Annotated in this window: 16 protein-coding genes; 10 read left to right on the forward strand and 6 right to left on the reverse strand. The window is 72.5% G+C overall.

The features are described 5' to 3' along the window. The first annotated feature begins 274 nt into the window (after positions 1-274). Both clpS and clpA read left to right on the forward strand, forming a co-directional pair. The gene (clpS, locus tag WMF20_RS25870; protein ID WP_020737250.1) at positions 275-598 is read left to right on the forward strand and encodes an ATP-dependent Clp protease adapter ClpS; all 324 of its coding nucleotides are present in this window, start codon (positions 275-277) and stop codon (positions 596-598) included. Beyond that, complete coding sequence (gene clpA / locus WMF20_RS25875; protein WP_129576920.1) at positions 595-2,919, forward strand: ATP-dependent Clp protease ATP-binding subunit ClpA; 2,325 nt, start codon at positions 595-597, stop codon at positions 2,917-2,919. Before clpS ends, clpA begins: the two co-directional genes overlap by 4 nt. Positions 2,920-3,205: 286 nt before the next feature. Here clpA and apaG read toward each other — a convergent pair whose 3' ends face one another. Next, positions 3,206-3,589 carry a Co2+/Mg2+ efflux protein ApaG gene (gene apaG, locus WMF20_RS25880; RefSeq protein ID WP_061627952.1) on the reverse strand — a complete coding sequence of 128 codons (384 nt, stop codon included), beginning with the start codon at positions 3,587-3,589 and terminating at the stop codon, positions 3,206-3,208. A gap of 203 nt (positions 3,590-3,792) precedes the next feature. On the opposite strand from apaG, the gene WMF20_RS25885 reads away from it, so the two are divergent. Beyond that, positions 3,793-4,845, forward strand: coding sequence for a rhomboid family intramembrane serine protease (locus tag WMF20_RS25885; protein ID WP_237244119.1), 1,053 nt, complete (start codon positions 3,793-3,795; stop codon positions 4,843-4,845). A 9-nt stretch (positions 4,846-4,854) separates the two neighbouring features. On the opposite strand, the gene WMF20_RS25890 is transcribed toward WMF20_RS25885, so the two are convergent. Next, positions 4,855-6,066, reverse strand: a complete 1,212-nt coding sequence (locus tag WMF20_RS25890; protein WP_437604633.1) for a hypothetical protein — start codon at positions 6,064-6,066, stop codon at positions 4,855-4,857. Positions 6,067-6,218: 152 nt separating this feature from the next. On the opposite strand from WMF20_RS25890, the gene WMF20_RS25895 reads away from it, so the two are divergent. After that, positions 6,219-6,848 (forward strand): hypothetical protein, encoded by a 630-nt coding sequence (locus WMF20_RS25895; protein ID WP_437604634.1) that lies wholly within the window; start codon positions 6,219-6,221, stop codon positions 6,846-6,848. Between the two features lie 64 nt (positions 6,849-6,912). Here the strand turns inward: WMF20_RS25895 and WMF20_RS25900 are convergent, their stop codons facing one another. Then, positions 6,913-8,085, reverse strand: coding sequence for a 1-aminocyclopropane-1-carboxylate deaminase/D-cysteine desulfhydrase (locus tag WMF20_RS25900; RefSeq protein WP_437604635.1), 1,173 nt, complete (start codon positions 8,083-8,085; stop codon positions 6,913-6,915). Positions 8,086-8,102: 17 nt separating this feature from the next. Beyond that, complete coding sequence (locus tag WMF20_RS25905; RefSeq protein ID WP_129576924.1) at positions 8,103-9,065, reverse strand: ferritin-like domain-containing protein; 963 nt, start codon at positions 9,063-9,065, stop codon at positions 8,103-8,105. Positions 9,066-9,271: 206 nt separating this feature from the next. Between WMF20_RS25905 and serC the strand changes: the two genes are divergently transcribed. Together serC and WMF20_RS25915 are read left to right on the forward strand one after the other, a co-directional pair. Next, positions 9,272-10,357, forward strand: a complete 1,086-nt coding sequence (serC, locus tag WMF20_RS25910) for a 3-phosphoserine/phosphohydroxythreonine transaminase (protein ID WP_437604636.1) — start codon at positions 9,272-9,274, stop codon at positions 10,355-10,357. A gap of 367 nt (positions 10,358-10,724) precedes the next feature. Continuing rightward, positions 10,725-11,189 carry a KGG domain-containing protein gene (locus WMF20_RS25915; protein ID WP_237244120.1) on the forward strand — a complete coding sequence of 155 codons (465 nt, stop codon included), beginning with the start codon at positions 10,725-10,727 and terminating at the stop codon, positions 11,187-11,189. A 215-nt stretch (positions 11,190-11,404) separates the two neighbouring features. Here WMF20_RS25915 and WMF20_RS25920 read toward each other — a convergent pair whose 3' ends face one another. Next, positions 11,405-12,349 (reverse strand): fatty acid desaturase family protein, encoded by a 945-nt coding sequence (locus tag WMF20_RS25920; protein ID WP_437604638.1) that lies wholly within the window; start codon positions 12,347-12,349, stop codon positions 11,405-11,407. Positions 12,350-12,769: 420 nt separating this feature from the next. Here WMF20_RS25920 and WMF20_RS25925 point away from each other — a divergent pair, with 420 nt between their 5' ends. Next, a complete protein-coding gene (locus WMF20_RS25925; protein WP_437604639.1) occupies positions 12,770-13,828 on the forward strand; it encodes an agmatinase family protein in 1,059 nt (352 codons plus the stop codon). 51 nt (positions 13,829-13,879) lie between these two features. Here WMF20_RS25925 and WMF20_RS25930 read toward each other — a convergent pair whose 3' ends face one another. Further along, positions 13,880-15,175, reverse strand: a complete 1,296-nt coding sequence (locus WMF20_RS25930; protein WP_437617169.1) for a M18 family aminopeptidase — start codon at positions 15,173-15,175, stop codon at positions 13,880-13,882. A 322-nt stretch (positions 15,176-15,497) separates the two neighbouring features. Here WMF20_RS25930 and WMF20_RS25935 point away from each other — a divergent pair, with 322 nt between their 5' ends. Genes WMF20_RS25935 through WMF20_RS25945 form a run of 3 tightly spaced genes read left to right on the forward strand, consistent with a single transcriptional unit; the run spans position 15,498 to position 18,521 of the window. Continuing rightward, a complete protein-coding gene (locus WMF20_RS25935) occupies positions 15,498-16,637 on the forward strand; it encodes a quinone-dependent dihydroorotate dehydrogenase (protein WP_437604640.1) in 1,140 nt (379 codons plus the stop codon). Further along, positions 16,627-17,787 (forward strand): GNAT family N-acetyltransferase, encoded by a 1,161-nt coding sequence (locus WMF20_RS25940; RefSeq protein WP_437604641.1) that lies wholly within the window; start codon positions 16,627-16,629, stop codon positions 17,785-17,787. Before WMF20_RS25935 ends, WMF20_RS25940 begins: the two co-directional genes overlap by 11 nt. Before the next feature lie 59 nt (positions 17,788-17,846). Then, positions 17,847-18,521, forward strand: a complete 675-nt coding sequence (locus tag WMF20_RS25945; RefSeq protein WP_437604642.1) for a hypothetical protein — start codon at positions 17,847-17,849, stop codon at positions 18,519-18,521. The last annotated feature ends 12 nt before the right edge of the window (positions 18,522-18,533 follow it).

Here is an 18,533-nt window from a genome sequence, read left to right on the forward strand (position 1 = left end):
GCCCGCCGGGGGACGGCGACGCGCGCCCGCCGAGAGACGGCGACGCGCGCCCGCCGAGAGGCGGCGGCGCCACGCCGGGCGGACCCGACCGGCGCCTCCGGGCAGACCCGACCCCTCTTCAGCTCGCTTCCACGACCTGGGCGCCGTGACGGACGGAAAAATCCCGGCGCGCGCGTGGCGGAACACGCCCCGCCGGAGCATGCTTCCGGAGCGTGAGCTCCCTCCGTCGGCCGCTCGCCGGGGCGGGGCTCTTGCTATCCTTCCCGACGGATTTATGCCGAACGATCCTGAGGAGAGAGAAGACAGGCAGGGCGACCTCGCGACGGAGCGGGAACGGAAGGTCGAGAAGGCCCGCCGCTACAAGGTCGTGTTCCACAACGACGACTACACGACGATGGAGTTCGTCGTCCTCGTCCTGATGAAGTTCTTCCACCGCACCGAGACGGAGGCCACGCACATCATGCTGAGCGTGCACCACCGCGGCCACGGGGTCGCGGGCGTGTACACCAAGGATGTCGCGGAGACCAAGGTCGCCCAAGTCCAGGACTTCGCCAAGGAGCACGGGATGCCCCTTCGGTTGACCGCCGAGCCGGAATGACCATGCGCATCAGCCCCGAAGTTGAGATCGCCTTTTCGCTCGCCACCCGGGAGGCCTCGCGCCGCCGGCACGAGTTCGTGACCATCGAGCACCTGCTCTACGCGCTGCTCTTCGACGAGGAGACGGCCGAGGTCCTCCGGCACGCCGGGGGCGACACCCCGCTCCTGAAGAAGAAGCTGGAGCGCTTCCTCGACGAGGAGATCGAGGCGCTGCCGGACGACGCGGACACGAGCCCGACGCTCTCGCTCGGGTTCCAGCGCGTGGTCGGCCGCGCCGCGATGCACGTGCAGTCCTCGGGCAAGAAGGAGCTCAAGGGGGCGAACGTGCTGGTCGCGATGTTCGCCGAGCGCGACTGCCCGGCCGTGACCCTCCTCGGGGAGCAGGGCATCAGCCGCTTCGACGTCGTGAACTACATCTCGCACGGCATCTCGAAGACGGGCCAGGACGACAGCCTCCGCGAGGAGTCGTCGTCCGACGAGGGCGGCGAGCCCGGCAACGCGCAGCCGATCAAGGATCCGCTCGCCGCGTTCACGATGAACCTCAACAAGGAGGCGGCCGAGGGGCGCATCGACCCGCTCGTCGGCCGCGAGAACGAGGTCGCCCGGACGATCCAGGTGCTCGCGCGGCGCCGCAAGAACAACCCCCTGCTCATCGGCGACGCCGGGGTCGGCAAGACGGCGATCGTGGAGGGGCTGGCGCAGCGGATCGAGAAGAAGGACGTGCCCGCGCCGCTCAAGGACGCGACCGTCTACGCGCTCGACATGGGCGCGCTCCTCGCCGGCACGAAGTACCGCGGCGACTTCGAGAACCGCCTGAAGGCGGTGCTGCGCGCGCTGGAGAAGCAGCCGGGCTCGGTCCTGTTCATCGACGAGATCCACACGATCATCGGCGCGGGGGCCGCGAGCGGCGGGACGATGGACGCCTCGAACCTGCTCAAGCCCGCGCTGACGTCGGGCCGCCTGCGCTGCATCGGCGCGACGACGTTCCAGGAGTACCGCGGCCACCTCGAGCGCGACAGCGCGCTCGCGCGGCGGTTCCAGCGCATCGAGGTGACCGAGCCGTCGGTCGACGACACGACGCAGATCCTGAAGGGCCTGCAGAAGCGCTACGAGGAGTTCCACAAGATCACGTACACGCCGGAGGCGCTCGAGGCCGCGGCGAAGCTGTCGGCGCGCTACCTCCAGGACCGCCGGCTGCCCGACAAGGCGATCGACCTGCTCGACGAGGCGGGCGCGGCGGCGCGGCTGAAGCACGGCGACGGGTACACGGTGGACACCGCGGACATCGAGCTCGTCATCGCGAAGATGGCGCAGATCCCGCCGCGGCAGGTGTCGACGTCGGACAAGGCGCAGCTCAAGGATCTCGAGCAGTCGCTGCGCTCGGTGATCTTCGGCCAGGACGAGGCGGTGAAGCAGCTCTCGTCCGCGATCAAGCTGTCGCGCGCGGGGCTGCGCGCGCCGGAGAAGCCGATCGGCTCGTTCCTGTTCTCGGGCCCGACCGGCGTCGGCAAGACGGAGCTCGCGAAGCAGCTCGCCAAGGCGCTCGGCATCGGCTTCCTGCGGTTCGACATGAGCGAGTACCAGGAGCGGCACACGGTCTCGCGGCTCATCGGCGCGCCGCCCGGCTACGTCGGGTTCGATCGCGGCGGCCTGCTGACCGAGGCGGCGGCGAAGACGCCGCACGCGGTGCTCTTGCTCGACGAGATCGAGAAGGCGCACCCGGACGTGTTCCAGGTGCTGCTCCAGGTGATGGATCACGGCACGCTGACCGACAACAACGGCAAGAAGAGCGACTTCCGCCACATGGTGCTGATCATGACGAGCAACGTGGGCGCGCGGGAGCTCGCGCAGGCGCGGGTCGGCTTCGGCGAGCGGGGGTCGGCGGGCGACGACGACAAGGCCTACAAGAACACGTTCAGCCCGGAGTTCAGGAACCGGCTGGACGCGCGCATCATGTTCCGGTCGCTGGATCCGTCGGTGATGGGGAGCATCGTCGACAAGTTCATCGGCGAGCTCGCGGCGATGCTCGCGGACCGGTCGGTCACCATCGACGTGACCGAGCGGGCGCGGGCGGAGCTCTCGACGCGCGGGTACGATCCGGCGAACGGGGCGCGGCCGCTCGGGCGCGTCATCGAGAACGAGATCAAGCGGCGGCTCGGGGATGAGCTGCTCTTCGGGGCCCTCGAGAACGGGGGGAACGTCACCGTCGACTTCGAGGGGGACGACTTCACGTTCAAGTTCGCGGCGGCGGGCGGGAGCGGGGGGGACGCGGAGAAGGCGAAGGCGAACGGGGCGGCGGTGGAGCCGGCGGCCGTCGGCTAGCCCGAGGGCAACGGAGCCAGCGGGGAGGGGGTGCCCGTGCGCGCGGGCGGCGGGGGCCCCTCCCGCGAACTCGCGCCTCGTAGAAGGCTGTTGCCATAGGTACGGGGAGAGCCGGTCCGGGAGCGACCCGCTTCGATGCGGGCCGGCGCTCGGATTCGCGGGGCCCTACCCCGCCGCCCGCGCGCACGGGCACCCCCTCCCCGCTGGCTCTTCGCGGCCGGCCGGAAGACCAACGAGCGCTACCTCGTCACAGCGGACGGGTGGAGTCGCGGACCGCTGGCTTGGATCAGTTCAGCGAGTGCGGCATCGCGAGGGTGAACGGCGCGATCTCGGCGTCGAAGACACGGCCGTCCGGGCGGTGCATCTGGTAGGTGCCGCGCATCGAGCCGCGCGGGGTCTCGAGCACACAGCCGCTCGTGTACTCGAAGTGCTCGCCAGGCTTCAGCGAGGGCTGCTGGCCGACCACGCCAGGGCCGCGCACCTCCTCCACCTTCCCGCTGCCGTGCGTGATGATCCAGTGCCTCGTCCTCAGCTGGGCGGGCTCGGTGCCTTCGTTCGCAATCCGCACCGTGTAGGCGAAGACGTAGCGGTGCTCCGTCGGGGATGACTGCGTGGGGACGTACACCGTCGAGACGGTGACCCGGATGCCCTGCGTGATGGCCGTCGACACAACCACGCACTGCCACCGCTGCGCCGCGCGCACAAGGGCCCGGCCGCGCAAGAGATGCTGGGAGACGCTGGGAGAGGCGGGGAGATGGCGGGAGACGCCGGGACGGAGACGGCCGGGCTCCCCGAGAGGCGGCGTTGACAGCCTCCGGCCTCATCCGCAGGTTTCGTCGAACCTGGGGTCAACGATCCGTGGAGGAACCCGCCGTGGGCGAACATGACTGTACCGGTGCTCGATGTGCTGAAGGCGAACGGTTCGTCCCGATCGCGATCCTGCCGCCGGCGCGCGGCGAGAGGGCGGCGATGGTCCTGAACGGCGATGCCCCTGGAGGCGTGGGAGAAGGGCCCGGGCCCGGGCTGACGGCCATCGGGCCCGTGATGCCGGAACGCAAGGTCCGCGAATGGGCCCTCGTGCTGCAGTCGAGCGAGCTTTGGCACGCCGTGCAGTACACCCCGGCAGGCTGGGTGCTCCTCGTGCGCGACGAGGACTACGACTTCGCCGCGACCTCGATCGATCGGTACGAAGCGGAGAACCGCGACTGGCCCCCGCGCCGCCCGCGCGAGCGCCCGCGCCACCCGCCGTCCATCGCCGCCGGCGTCGCGTTCGTCGCCCTCGCCCTCTTCTTCTTCCTCGTCACCGGCCCCGCGAGCGGCGGCGGGCGGCTGTTCCAGCGCGGCGCCTCGGTCGCCGACCTCGTCGTCGGGCCCGAGCCGTGGCGCGCCATCACCGCGCTCACGCTGCACGCCGACTCGGCCCACGTGATGGGCAACGTCATCTCGGGGACGGTCTTCGCGTCCGCCGTGCAACGCCGCCTCGGGCCCGGCGGCGCCGCGCTCGCCGTGGTCGCCTCGGGCGCGATCGGGAACTTCGCGAACGCGCTCTGGCACCACGGCCTGGGCCACCACCACGCCTCGATCGGCGCCTCCACCGCGGTGTTCGGCGCGATCGGGCTGCTCGCCACCACCCAGCTCATGCTCGACCGCGCGCACGACAAGGACAGCGGCGAGAAGCGACACCTGCTCCAGCTCGCGGCGCCGCTCGTGGGCGGCCTCTCGCTCCTCGGCGCCCTCGGCGCGAGCCCGCGCGCCGACCTCGGCGCCCACGCCTTCGGCCTGCTCAGCGGCGCCGCGATCGGCCTCGTCGCCGGCCTGTTCCTGCGGAGCCGGCCCGCGCCGCGCCGCCCCCTCGTCCAGGTCGCCCTCGGCGCGACCGCGACGGGGCTCGTCCTCGGCGCGTGGCAGCTCGCGCTCCGCGCCTGACGCGCGCGCTCAGTCGACCGGCCAGATCCCCACCGTCCCGCCCACCCAGGTCAGATCGCGGTTCTGATCGACCCCGAGCATCTTCCCGCGCGACAGCCGCACCAGGTCGAGCGCGAGCGAGAGCTCGGGCTCGTCCGGCGCGCGCAGGAACATCATCCGGACCTCGGCCTTCACCCCGCCCCCGTCCGGCATCGGGAGCGCCGGCTCGTACGCGACCTTCTCCTGGAGCAGCCACCGCGAGCGCTCGGCCTCCGGGATCGCGGCGAGGTGCTCGGGCGTGACGTCGACCTTCACGCCGGAGCCCGCGAAGGAGAACAGCGGCTTGAGCACGTAGCGCTCGAGATCCGGCGGCACCTCGTCGAGCGCGCTGAGGAGCCGCGCCCGCGGGACCGCCGGGTGATCGAGGTAAGGGAGCGTGTACTTCGACCAGGTCCAGTACCAGTTCGGGTGCGAGCACCACGTGACGTCGAGCGGCTCGTCGTACCGGAACGGGAGCTCGACCCGCTTCGCCTCGAGCTCGTCGAACACGACGCGGTTGTACAGCCGGCGGACGGGGACGAGCCGCCCGCCCACGCGGCGGAACAGGCGGTTCTTCTCGCGGACGAGCGCCGTGGGGCAGACCGCGTCGACGCCGACGAGGAGCTTCGTCGCCATGAAGTCCGGGTAGGTCTTCTGCTTCTCCGGCGAGAGGTCGAGGAGCACCACCGACTCCTCGGGCTCGCCCGCGAGGATCGCGCGGCGCAGGTGCGCGACGACATCGTCGCGGCTCCGGCCCCCGAAGCAGCACGTCCAGCGCCGGTCGAGCCCCGGCATGCCGGCCAGCACCTCGGCCACGATCTCGGTCTGCACGAGCATGAGCGCGTAGAGCGACGGGAACGCCTGCAGCTCGACCACCTTGGCGTCGAGCTCGCCGTCCGGGCCGCGCACGATCGCGAAGTCCACCTGCGCGCAGTTGGGGAGCGCGTCCATGCCGGGGGCGTCGAGGTGCGCGGGGATGGCGCGCTTCATCTGCGCGATGAGCGCGGGGCTCGAGATCTGCCGCACGATCTCCGTCGCGGAGCGCTCGAGGCGCTCGCGCAGGCGCGCCGGCAGGAACAGCGGCGTCTCGGCGACGCGGAACGGGATCGCGCAGCCGAGCCGCCGCTCGAGGCGGCCGAGGATCTCCGCGTAGGTCGAGGGGCCGAAGGCCGCGTTGAAGGCGCGCCGGAAGGTGGGCTCCATGAATTTTGGTGGTACCACGGCGGCGCGCGCGGCTGCACGACCGACGGCGCCGCCGGCCGGAGCGCGGGGAAGCGTCCGCGTCGCTCCGATCCGGCTTGAGGCTCCGGGCGCGGCGACTACAGTCGCGGCGAACCCACGCCGAGGCACCCACGATGATCAAGCTCCGCTCCGCCATGGTCCTGCCGCTCGTCGCCGCGCTCGCCGCGGCGTGCTCGAAGACGCCCGAGCCGACGGCCACGTCGGCGCCCGAGCCGCCCGCGACGGACAAGGCCGCCGCCCCCGCCCCGACGACCCAGGCCCCGAAGCCGGCGGCCGGCGGCCAGCAGGCGGCCGGGGCGGAGCTCGCCTGGGATGCGCCGGCGAGCTTCGAGAGCGCGCCAAACCCCAACGCGATGCGCAAGGCGACCTACAAGATCAAGCGCGCCGCGGGCGACACCGAGGACGCCGAGCTCAGCGTGAGCCAGGCCGGCGGCAGCGTGGACGCGAACATCACGCGCTGGGTCGGCCAGTTCTCCCAGAAGAGCGACGACTCCCCGAAGCGCGCCGACCTCAAGGTCAACGACATCAAGGTCGCGGTCGTCGAGATCAAGGGGACGTTCGCCGGCTCCGGGATGCCCGGCATGCCCGCCGGGGAGCCGAAGTCGAGCTACGCCATGCTCGGCGCGATCGCCGAGACGCCCTCCGGCGACCTCTGGTTCTTCAAGATGACCGGCCCCGAGAAGACGGTCACCGGGGCGCGCGCCGACTTCGACAAGCTCCTGAACAGCCTGCGGCTGAAGTGATCGGGCGCGCGGCCGCCGCGCGCCGAGCCTCCGCAGGGAGCGCTCGGCCGCGCGCGCCGCGCCCTCAGCACGCGACGTCGCCCTCGAAGAACCGCGCGAACGCGGGCGGGAGCGCCGCGGCGCCGCCCTCGGCGAGCGGCGGGCGCGCGCTCGAGAGCGTCTGCCAGAGGAGGATCGTCTCCCCCGGGTGCTCCCGCCCGATCTCGCGCAGCGCGGCGAGCGCCTTGGCGCTGTACGTGATCTCCCCCGGGACGCCGATCAGCCGCTCCACCTCGGGGATCGCGGCGATCGACGCGGGGGTCGGGGCGCCGTAGCCGGGGCCGATCGCGCGGTGATCGATCGCGAAGCGGACGGGCGGGAGCCGCCGCCGGGTGAAGCGCGGCGCGCGCCGGGCGAGGAGGCGCTTCATGCTGCCGACCTCGTAGCGGACGACGGCGCGGTTCGAGGCGACGCGCTCGGTGATGCGCACGCCGACGATCGTGGTCGGCCAGCCGAGCATCGCCGCGCCGAGCGCGAGCCCCGCCAGCGTCCCGCCCGTCCCCGAGGGGACGACGATGCGATCGGGGCGCGGCGCCTCGCCGCGCCGGACCTGCTCGGCGAGCTCGAGCATCGCGTCGACGTAGCCGAGGCACGGGAGCGCGGCCGAGGCGCCGGGCAGGATGAAGTACGGCCGATCGGCCCGGCGCAGCGCCCGGATCGCCCGGATCGCGGTGGTCGCGTACCCGCCGCCGTGGACGAGCTCGGCGCCGCTGGCCGCGCCGGCGAGGAGCGCGTCGCGGCCGAAGCGGGTGATCGGCTGGTCGAACAGGACCGCGGTGACGGCGAAGCCGAGCGCCCGGCCGAAGAGGGCCGTGGCCATGACCTGCGTCGACGCCAGCCCGCCGACCGTGACGAGCGTCCTCGCCCCGCGGCGCTCCGCGTCCGCGAGCAAGAACTCGAAGCGCCGCACCTTGTTGCCGCCGTAGAGCGGCGAGATCCGGTCGTCGCGCTTGACCCAGACACCGCCGCGGCCGAGGTAGCCCTCGATCGCGGCGCAGGGGACGACCGGCGTCGGCGCGTGCGCGAGCGGACGCCAGGGGATCTGCCCCGCGAGCTCGGGCAGCTCGGCGAAGAGCGGCAGCTCGCGCGACGCGGGGAGGAAGCCCGGGGTCGCATCGGCGACGCCCGCCGCGCCGGCGGCGCCCGCCGCGCCGGCCGCCCCGGCGCGGGCGGCTCGCCCCTCCTCGTCGCCCGCCACCCCCTCGCCCCTCACGCTCAGGCGCGCGCCGCCGCGCCGTGGCCCGCCGGAGGGCCGCCCGGCCCCGCCTGCTCGCCGGCGTCGCCGGGATCGTCCTCCGCCCCGGCGCCGAGCCGGCCGCCGCGCACGACCAGCGGATCGCGGAGGTACGTGTCCGTCAGCCGCTTCGGCCCCGCGAGGCCGAGCAGCCGGAGCGGCAAGAGGAGCACCGAGAGCACCCACGACGCGAGGCCGAGCGCGAGCTTGCCCGCGTACGCCTCCGCCACGAGCGCGAGCTTGCGGGCGGCCGACATCGACGAGATCGGCGCGTCGGTCAGGCCGATGCGCATCAGCCGGAGCTCCGCGATCCGCACCGAGTGGCGGACCAGATCGGGCAGGCGCCGGAGCGCCGGGTGATCCATGGGCAGGCGCTTCTTCATGAACGCCTCGAGCCGCGACACGCCCCAGAGCGACACGAGCGCGAGGCCGAGCAGCCGCCGCCGCAGCGCGGGCCGCCCCGCGATCGCCTTCCTCGTCTGCTGCTCGCCGAAGTCGACGTGGCGCTCCTCCTGCCGCACGCCGCGCTTCAGGATCGCGACGATCTCCGGCTCGTCCACGGTGTCGATCATCGCGTAGAACGCCTGGAGGACGAGGCCCTCGCCGAGGGCCATCTCGAGGGCGACGTGCTCGGCCCAGTCGCCGCCCATGAGGCCGGTGGCGAGGAAGCGCACGCTCCAGGCGGCCTTCTCCGGCGGCGCGCCGAGGATCTCGAGGATGCGGAGGAAGTTGCCGACGTGCTGGAACTCCTCGACGGCCTGGCGCGCGAGGAAGCGCGCGGACTCGAGATCCGGCGCGTTGTAGAGCCAGTGGCCGATCTGGACGCCGGTGATCTCGCCGTAGAGGAACTGCTGGACGGCCCAGACGATGACGTCCTTGTCCTTGACGGGATCGAGCTTGGCGCCCTGGAAATCGAACGCCATCTCTTCGCGGGTCACCAGCATCGATCGGCCTCCAGAGCGGTGAATTTAGCCCAGATCGCGGCCCCGGGCAGGCCCGAGGCGCGCGGGCCCGGCGCCCGAGCCCTCGCCCGAGCCCCGCCGCGCCCCGGCTCCGGCTCGGCCCGCCCGGGCGGAGCCGGCGCCCGCCGTGGTATACGGCCGCGGCGGCGGCATCTGGAACCGCCGACTTGAACCTCAGGAGAAGCACCATGGCGCGCGTCCACAACTTCAACGCCGGCCCAGCCGGGCTCCCCCTCCCCGCCCTCGAGCGCGCTCAGCGCGAGCTCCTCGACTTCGAGGGGACGGGCATGTCGATCATGGAGCACAGCCACCGCGGCAAGGCGTTCGAGGCGGTGCACAAGGAGGCGATCGCGCTGCTCCGGCAGCTGCTCGGCCTCTCGGACGACTACCACGTGCTGTTCATGCAGGGCGGCGCGGCGATGCAGTTCGCCGTCGTGCCGATGAACCTCCTGCCGCCCGGCAGGAGCGCCGACTACATCCTCACCGGCGGCTGGTCCGAGAAGGCCCTGGACGAGGCGAAGCGCGTCGGCGCCGTCCGCGTCGCCGCGAGCACCGCGGTCGACAAGCGCTACACCCGCATCCCCCACCAGAGCGAGCTCTCGCTCGACCCGGACGCCGCGTACGTCCACATGACGACGAACAACACGCTGTTCGGGACGCAATGGCACTGGCTGCCCGAGACAGGCAACGTGCCGCTCGTCGCGGACATGTCGTCCGACATCCTGTGGCGCAAGATGGATATCTCCAGGTTTGCCCTGATTTACGCGGGCGCCCAGAAGAACATCGGGCCGAGCGGGATCACGGTCGTGATCGCCCGCAAGGACATCGTTGACAGCGGGCGAAAAGACATTCCCGTCATTTTCCGTTATGCCACTTACGCTGCCAACAACTCGCTCTACAACACACCTCCGACATTCGCAATCTACCTCATGCGCAACGTGCTCGCGTATACGCTTGAGATCGGTGGGCTCGAGGAGGTCGAGCGACGGAATCGCAAGAAGGGTGAGCTGCTGTACGAAACCCTCGACGCGCACCCGGATGTGTTCCGGGCCCCGGTCGAGAAGGAGAGCCGCTCGTTCATGAACGTGGTGTTCCGGCTGGCCAGCGAGGAGATGGAAAAACGCTTCGTCGCCGAGGCGGCAAAGGAGGGTATGGTGGGGCTCGCCGGACACAGGTCGACCGGGGGTATCCGGGTTTCGATCTACAATGCTGTATCTGTTGAATCGGTGGAGCGCCTTACGGCGTTCATGCGGGACTTCGCCAAGAGGGCTTGACCGCGCTGGGAACACGACATTCTCGGTAATTCCAGGTTCGCCCAGGTTTCCACCTGCGTCTCCGGCGAACCTCCCCCCAATTCGTCGCGTCCCAACCTTCAGCCCGCTTGACGTTGTTCCGCCCGGTACAACAGGCCCCCGCGGAAAGGGCCTGTCGGCCTTTCCGCAGCTGGGAGGGAGGCGGTGAACGCCGCTTCCCGCTCGGCGCCGGGAGGGGATGGCGAACGCTGGATCCCCGACCGAACCCGGGAGGGGACGGCCATCGCCGGCCTCGACCCGCCCGGGAGGGGGCGGCGAGCGCCGCCCCCTCCCGGCTCAGAGGCCCCGTTCGGAGACCTGAATCGAGCGAGCCAACCGTAAGGAGAGGATGATGGCGAGCATGGATGATCGTGGGATGATTTCCAGGAGTGAGGAGGACCAGGAGGAGAGCGGGGCCTCGCCGAGCGAGCCCCCGCCTTCTTCAGCGGCGCAGAAGCAGGCAAATGAGCGGCAGCAGCGTGGGTTTGCCGCCATGGATGAGGAGCGTCAGCGCAAGATCGCCAGCAAGGGCGGGAAGGCAGCCCACGAGAAAGGCACGGCCCACGAGTTCACGCGCGACGAGGCCCGCGCCGCCGGCAAGAAGGGCGGTGAGGTCGTCAGCCAGAACCGCAAGCACATGGCCGAGATCGGTCGCCGGGGCGGCGAGCGCGTGAGCCAGGACCGGGCCCACATGGCCGAGATCGGGCGCAAGGGTGGCGAGGCCGTGAGCGGCGATCGCCAGCACATGGCCGAGATCGGTCGCCGGGGCGGCGAGTCGCGGGGAGATCAGCCGCGGGAGAATCAGCCGCGCTGATCGGGGAGGCGAGCGGCCCGGCGCCGTGGCGCCGGGCCAGCCCTCTGCACGCTTGCGCGGTCCACGGCCCGGGGCTCCCGGTCGTGGCCGCAAGCTGCGCCTTCAAAAGCATCCAAAAAGCATCCAGCGAGGTGGCGAGGCCGCGATCCCGCGGCCCTCGCCTGCGCCCGAGCTCCGCCCGGCGCGAGGGCGCGGCGAGCGGCGGGAGGGCGTCGTCAGCTCGGCGCGATCGCGCCCAGCGAGACGTCGCTCGGCGTCTCCTTCGGGCCGGGGATCCACTCCTCGTCCGGCTCTTCCTGCGGGAGCACGACCGGCGCGCCGTCGTAGCGCAGGCGCTTGCCGGGCCAGACGAAGCTGCGGAACAGGTACGCGAGGAGCGAGGGCTGATCGAGGTTCGGGTGGATGAACGGCGCCACGCGGCGCGCGTGCGCGGCCGGCAGGAGGCTCCAGTGGAGGCCGGGCTCCGTGTGGTGGATGGAGTGGAAGCCGTTGTTGTACGTCCACCAGTTGACCAGCCGGCCGACGAAGTTGCGCGAGTGGTTGTACTCGCTGTCCTCGTCGCAGCCGTCGTGCTGGAGGTAGTTCATCGTCACGATCCCCCACGCGGCGTACTGGTGCGGGATCAGCACGTAGAGGAGGAACTTCTTCCAGTCGAGCGCGAGCAGGGCGCCCATGGTGCCGAGGAACACCGCCGACTCGAGGAGCATCTGCCGGAACCACGGCGGGTTGCGCCGGTACATCGCCTTGAAGTAGCGCATGTCGGCGGGCAGGATGTCCCGGACCACGCGGCTCATGAAGAGGAGCCCGTTCAGCAGGTTCCAACGATAGCGCACCTTCGTGGTCCGCATCACGTCGCGCCGCGACTGCGTGTACTTGTGATGGCTGAGGTTGTGGCCGGGCACGTAGGCGCTGACCGGGTGACCGTAGGTGAGCGTGAGCACGACCTGGAACGCGCGGTTCATCCATCGCCGCCGGAAGACCGGGCAATGGACCGAGTTGTGGGTCGCGACGGCGCCGAGGAACGAGAACACGCAGGTCATCGCGAGGAGCGGAATCGCGAGCCAGAGCGCGCGCGGCGCATAGACCCATTGCACCGCCACGAGGGCGAAATAGGTCGCGACGAAGAGGAGCGTCTTGATGTCGGCGCGGTAGCGGAGCATGGCTGTTCTTCACGGTGCGAGGGCCCCGCGCGCCGGACCGACCCGGCAGCGCGCCGGGCGCTGGCCGGTCCGAACGGGCGCGGCGGCCCGTCATCCATCGTCTCGGCACCCTTCGTACCGCATTTCGTCACAGCTGGAAGCCCCGAAGTTGCATTCCGACGGGCGCTGCACGCCGTCGCGCGCGACACCCGTGTTTCACGCCGATGTCGCGCGCGCGCGGTGCGTTGTCGCGCGCGCGGTGCGATCGCCTCTACGCACCTCGCGCCGGAGATCGCGGGCGCGGACGTGGTTCCGCGGGCGCTCTGCGGAGCGCGGCGGCGCGCTCCGGCGCGCTCCAGCGCGCCCCGCCGCGCTCCGGCGCGCATTCGGCGGGCGCGGCTCGCGCTTGACGACCTCTGTGCGAACCGCCAACGTGGCCGCGTGAGCTCATCCCCTCTCGGTTTCGATCCGAACGGTCCTGCGGTCGGCCACGGGATCTACGGGCTGCCGCACACCGCCGAGGACGCTCGGGTGGTCCTCATCCCGGTGCCCTGGGAGCCGACGGTGTCCTACCGCCGCGGCGCCGCCAAGGGGCCGGCGGCGATCCTGCGGGCCAGCCGGCAGGTCGACCTCTTCGACCTGCACACGGGCCGACCGTACGAGCAGGGCATCACGATGCTCGACGTCGACCCGGACATCGTCCGCTGGAACGCGGAGGCGTGCGCGGCGGCCGAGCCGGTGATCGCGGCGCAGGGCGAGGTCGCCGGCGACCGCGACCTGGAGGCGCGGCTCGCCGCGGTGAACGCGCTGTCGCGCCGGCTGAACGAGCGCGTCGCCGAGATCGCGAAGCGGTGGATGGAGCGGGGCAAGCTGGTCGGGGTGGTCGGCGGCGACCACTCGGCGCCCTACGGCACGATCGCGGCGCACGCCGAGCGCTACCCCGGGATGGGGATCCTGCACGTCGACGCGCACGCCGACCTGCGCGACGCGTACGAGGGGTTCACCGACTCCCACGCTTCGATCATGCGCAACGTCGCGACCCGGCACCCGAAGATCTCGCGGATCGTCCAGGTCGGGCTGCGCGACATGAGCGAGGACGAGCTCCGGTTCATCCGCGAGTCGAACGGCCGCGTGGTCGCCCACGTCGACGCCGCGATCGCCGATCGGCTCTTCGAGGGCGAGCCGTTCCACCTGATCGCCGACGCGATCGTGGAGGACCTCCCGGACGACGTCTACGTGACCTTCGACATCGACGGGCTCGATCCGACGCTGTGCCCGAGCACCGGCACGCCCGTGCCCGGGGGCCTGTCGTTCCAGCAGGCCGTCGCGCTGATCGGCCGCATCCACAGGAGCGGCCGGCGCATCGTCGGCTTCGACCTGAACGAGGTCGCCCCCAAGGACGACCACGACGAGTGGGACGGCAACGTCGGCGCCCGCCTCCTCTACAAGCTGATCGGCTTCACGCTCCTCTCCCAGGACAACGCCCAAAACAGCCGCTAGCCGGCGCGCCGGGCGGCGATCGGACGCGGCGTGGCGCGGCGCTGGGAATGATCAGGCCAGGGCGCGGCGGTAGGTCTCTATCGCGAGGTGCACGTCGAGCGTGCCGGCCATCTCGCGGCAGGAGTGCATGCTCAGCATCGGCGCGCCGACGTCGACCGTGGCGATGCCGAGCGCGGCCGCGGTGATCGGGCCGATCGTGCTGCCGCACGGGAGGTCGCTGCGCACGACGAAGCGCTGCGGGGCGTAGCCCGCGTCGTGGCAGAGGGCCTCGAGCTCCGCCGCCGTCGCGCCGTCGGTCGCGTAGGACTGGTTCGCGTTCGACTTGATCACGATCCCGCGGTTGATCTGCGGGGCGTGGCGCGGCTCGTGCTGGTCCGCGTAGTTCGGGTGCACCGCGTGGGCCATGTCCGCCGAGACGAGCAGCGAGCCCGCCATCGCGCGGGCGAACGCCTGCGGCTCGCGCGCCGGGTACGTGTCGACGATCCGCGCGAGCACGTCGCGCAGCACGCTGCCCGCCGCGCCCACCGCGCTCCGGCTGCCGCACTCCTCGTGGTCGTAGAGCGCGATGACCCGCGTCGCCGCGCCGGGGGCGCCCGCGCCGATCAGCGCGGCCGTCGCGGCGTGGCAGCTCGCGAGGTTGTCGAGGCGGGACGCGAAGATGAACTCGTCGGCGAGCCCGCCGATCGACGCCTTGAGGGTGTCGTACAGGCAGAGATCGAAGCCGAGGACGGCGTCGCGCGGCGCGTCGACCGCGCGCGCGAGCATGGCGTTCAGGTCGGCCTCGCGGCCGAGGCCGATCACGGGGACGAGGTGCTTCTGCGCGTTCAGCACGAGCCCGTCGGAGTTGACCCCGCGGTTCAGGTGGATCGCGAGGTTCGGGACGCGCGCGACGGGGCGGCCGAGGTCGACGAGGTGGCGCTCGACCCGGCCGTCCCTGCGGACGTGGACGCGGCCGGCCACGCTGAGGTCGCGATCGAGCCAGGTCGAGTACAGCACGCCGCCGTAGACCTCGACCCCGAGCTGCTGGTAGCCGCTCCGCGAGAGCTCGGCGCTCGGCTTCACCCGGAGGTTCGGCGAGTCGGTGTGCGCGCCGATGACGCGGAAGCCGCCGACCGCCGGGTGCTCGGCCCCGGCGACGAACGCGACGATCGTCGACCCGCCCCGGATGACGTAGCGGCGATCGCCCGGCGCGAGCGCCCATGCGTCGCGCTCCCCGAGCTCCGAGAAGCCCGCGGCCGCGAACCGCGAGGCGACCTCGCGGACGGCGTGGTACGGCGTCGGCGAGCGATCGATGAAGGCGCAGAGGTCGCGCGCGGCCAGGGCGCCGCGCTCGCGCAGCGCCGACATCTCGTCCGCGCTCTTCGCGAAGCGCTCGCCAAGGTCGGTCGATGGCTTTGGATCGCCTGGGCGATCGAGGATCTCGGGGGTCGTCATGGAGGTGGGGGCGCCGAGTCTAGCAGAGCCGCCGCGCGCCCCGCTCGGCGCGCGCTCGCCCGTGGCCGCGCCGGCGCCCGCGCTCCGTCCGCACCTGCGCGCGCCCGGCCGTCGCGCGCGCTGGCGCCGAGATGGCGCCGAGATGGCGGCCCACGCGGCCTTTGCGCCATGGTATCGCCCACCGCCGCGCCGCGCCGGACCCTCTGGCGCCGCGCCGCCACGGAGACGCGCCCCGATGTACCGCCTCATCCGACCGCTCCTCTTCGCGCTGCCGCCCCGCCTGGCGCACGAGCTCGGCATGCTCGCCCTCGCCCCGCTCGAGCACGCCGCCCCGCTCCGCGCCCTCGTGCGCGCCCGCCTCGCGCCCCGGGACGGGCGCATCGCGGTGCGCGCCATGGGGCTCGACTTCCCGTCCCCGCTCGGCGTGGCCGGCGGCTTCGACAAGGACGCCCGCCGGGCCCGCGCGCTCGCCGCCCTGGGCTTCGGCTTCGTCGAGCTCGGGACCGTCACGGCGCAGCCCCAGGCCGAGAACCCGCCGCCGAACCTCTTCCGCCTGCCTGCCGACCGGGCGCTCATCAACCGGCTCGGCTTCCCGAACCAGGGCGCGGCGCGCGTCACCGAGCGGCTCCTCGGCCGCGGCGGCGCCGCGGCGGTCGGCGTGCCGGTGGGCATGTCGATCGGCAAGTCCCGCGTCGCGCCGCTCGATCCGATCGAGCCCGCGATCGAGGACTATCTCGCGAGCTTCCGGGAGGTGCGGCGCGCGGCCGACTTCGTCGTGATCAACGTCTCGTCGCCGAACACGAAGGACCTCCGGGCCATGCAGGGGCCGGCGATCGCGCGGGCGCTCCTCTCGGCGATCGCGCGGGAGAACCGCGGCGCCGGGAGGCCGCTGCCGCTGCTCATCAAGGTCGCCCCGGACCTCGGCGACGAGGAGCTCGAGGCGCTGCTCGCCGTCGTGGAGGAGGTCGGCCTCGCCGGCGTCATCGCGACGAACACGACCGTGCGCCGCGACGGGCTCGCGACGAGCCCGGCCGTCGTCGAGGCGATGGGCGCCGGCGGCCTCAGCGGTCCGCCGCTCCGGCAGCGCTCGCTCGCGATGGTGCGGCGGATCCGCGCGCGCCTCGGGGGCGGCGTCACGGTGATCGGCGCCGGCGGCGTCGAGTCGGCGGAGCACGCGATGGACCAGCTCGAGGCGGGCGCCGACCTCGTGCAGCTCTACACGGGCTTCATCTATGGCGGCCCCCTCCTCCCCGCCGCGATCGCGCGCGGGCTGTCGGAGCTCGTGGCGCGCGCCGGCGCGCGGTCGATCCAGGACCTCGTCGGAGGCCGGACGGGCAGCGCTGCGCGCGCTGCTATGATCGGCCATGGAGCTTGAAGCGCACGTCCACGGCACCATCCGCGAGATCCCGGAGAGCGAGTGGAACGCGCTCGACGGCGCGAGCGAGGCGCCGTTCCTCTCGTGGGCGTGGTTCGACGCGCTCGAGCGGACGGGGTGCGTGGGCGAGGCGGCGGGCTGGCTGCCGCACCACATCACGCTCCGTGCCGAGGGCGCCCTGCTCGCCGCCGCGCCCGCGTACCTGAAGGACAACAGCGAGGGGGAGTTCGTCTTCGATCACGGCTGGGCGTCGGCCTCCCACCAGCTCGGCGCGCCGTACTACCCGAAGCTCGTCGTGGCGGTGCCGTTCACGCCCGCCACGTCGCCGCGCCTGCTCGTGCGCCGGCCCGAGGATCGCCCGGCGCTCCTCGCGGTGTTCGCCGAGACGCTCCGCGAGTTGGTGGCGCGGAGCCGCATCTCGGGCGCCCACGTCTTGTTCCCAACCGCGGATGAGGCCGCCGCCCTGTCGGAGGCGGCGATGGCCCACCGCTGCGGCATCCAGTTCCAGTTCGAGAACGAGGGGTACGGGTCGCTCGACGACTTCCTCGCGCGCTTCAACGCGAAGCGGCGGCACCAGATCCGGCGCGAGATGCGCGAGGTCGCGAAGCAGGGGCTGTCGATCGAGACGCTGCGCGGCGCGGACATCACGCCCGAGATCGTGGACGTGATGTTCGGCTACTACGTCTCCACGGTGGAGAAGTTCGCCTGGGGCCGGCAGTACCTGAACCGCGCCTTCTTCGAGGAGATCACGGCCCGGCTCCGCTCGTCCGGGGAGCGCGCCGGGGGCAAGGGAGGCGTCGAGGTCGTCCTCGCGCGCGACGGCAAGCGGCCCATCGCGGGCGCGTTCAACATCGCCGGGCCGACGACGCTCTACGGCCGTTACTGGGGCGCCTCGGAGGAGCGCCCGTTCCTGCATTTCAACGTCTGCTATTATCACCCGGTCGAGGACTGCATCGCCCGCGGACTGCGCCGCTTCGAGCCGGGCGCGGGCGGGTCGCACAAGCTCGTGCGCGGGTTCGCTCCGAGCATCACCCACAGCGCCCACCACCTCGCTCACCCGCGCCTCGACGCGGCCGTGCGCGATTTCCTGGTGCGCGAGCGCGCGGTCGTGCGCGCGAAGACGGCGGACAAGAGCGTGGCATTCCGCTGAGCGCGCCTCTCGACGCGCGGTGTTGACGTGGCGTGCTCCCGGGAGAGATGCTGTCGGACATGCGTGCCTTTCTTGCCCTCCTCACCTCCTCCATCGTCTTCGGGCTCGCCGCGAGCGGCGGCTGCTCGAGCAGCCCGGCGACCGACGCGACCTCGACGGCCACGGCGGCGACGGTCGCCGGCGCCGGCGGCTCGCTCGGCTTCGGCTGCTTCGGCGGCAGCCCGGACGGGCGGTGCACGATCCTCGCCCAGGTCTCCGAGGGCTGCGGCTGCCCCGATTGCGCGGACTCGGCGAGCTGCCTCGGCTTCTGCAAGGACGACGGCGTCTGCGATCTGCGGCCCGACGCTCCGGACGGCGAGGATTGCACCTGCCAGGACTGCGCGAACAGCGTCGCCGAGTGCAGCCCGTCGCGCGGGTGCAACAGCGACATGGGGTGCAACGCCAACGAGGATTGCACCTGCCCCGATTGCACGGACACGCCGCGGTGCACGGACCATTGCACGGACAACGGCTCGTGCGCGCCGTACTTCGAGGGCTGCTCCTGCGCCGATTGCCGCTCCGCGGAGCGCTGCGGCGGCGGCCCGGCCACGACCACCGCGGCCACGACGGGCGGCGGCGAGGGCGGCGGCGGCGGCGCGGGCGGCGCCCCGGCCGGCACCGGCGGCAATGGCGCGGGCGGCGATCCGGGCGGCAGCGGCGGGGCCGCGGGGACGGGCGGCGCGGGCGGCGCCTAGAACGCCGATCGC

This window comes from Sorangium sp. So ce834 (assembly GCF_051521425.1).
GTDB lineage: Bacteria > Myxococcota_A > Polyangia > Polyangiales > Polyangiaceae > Sorangium > Sorangium cellulosum_D.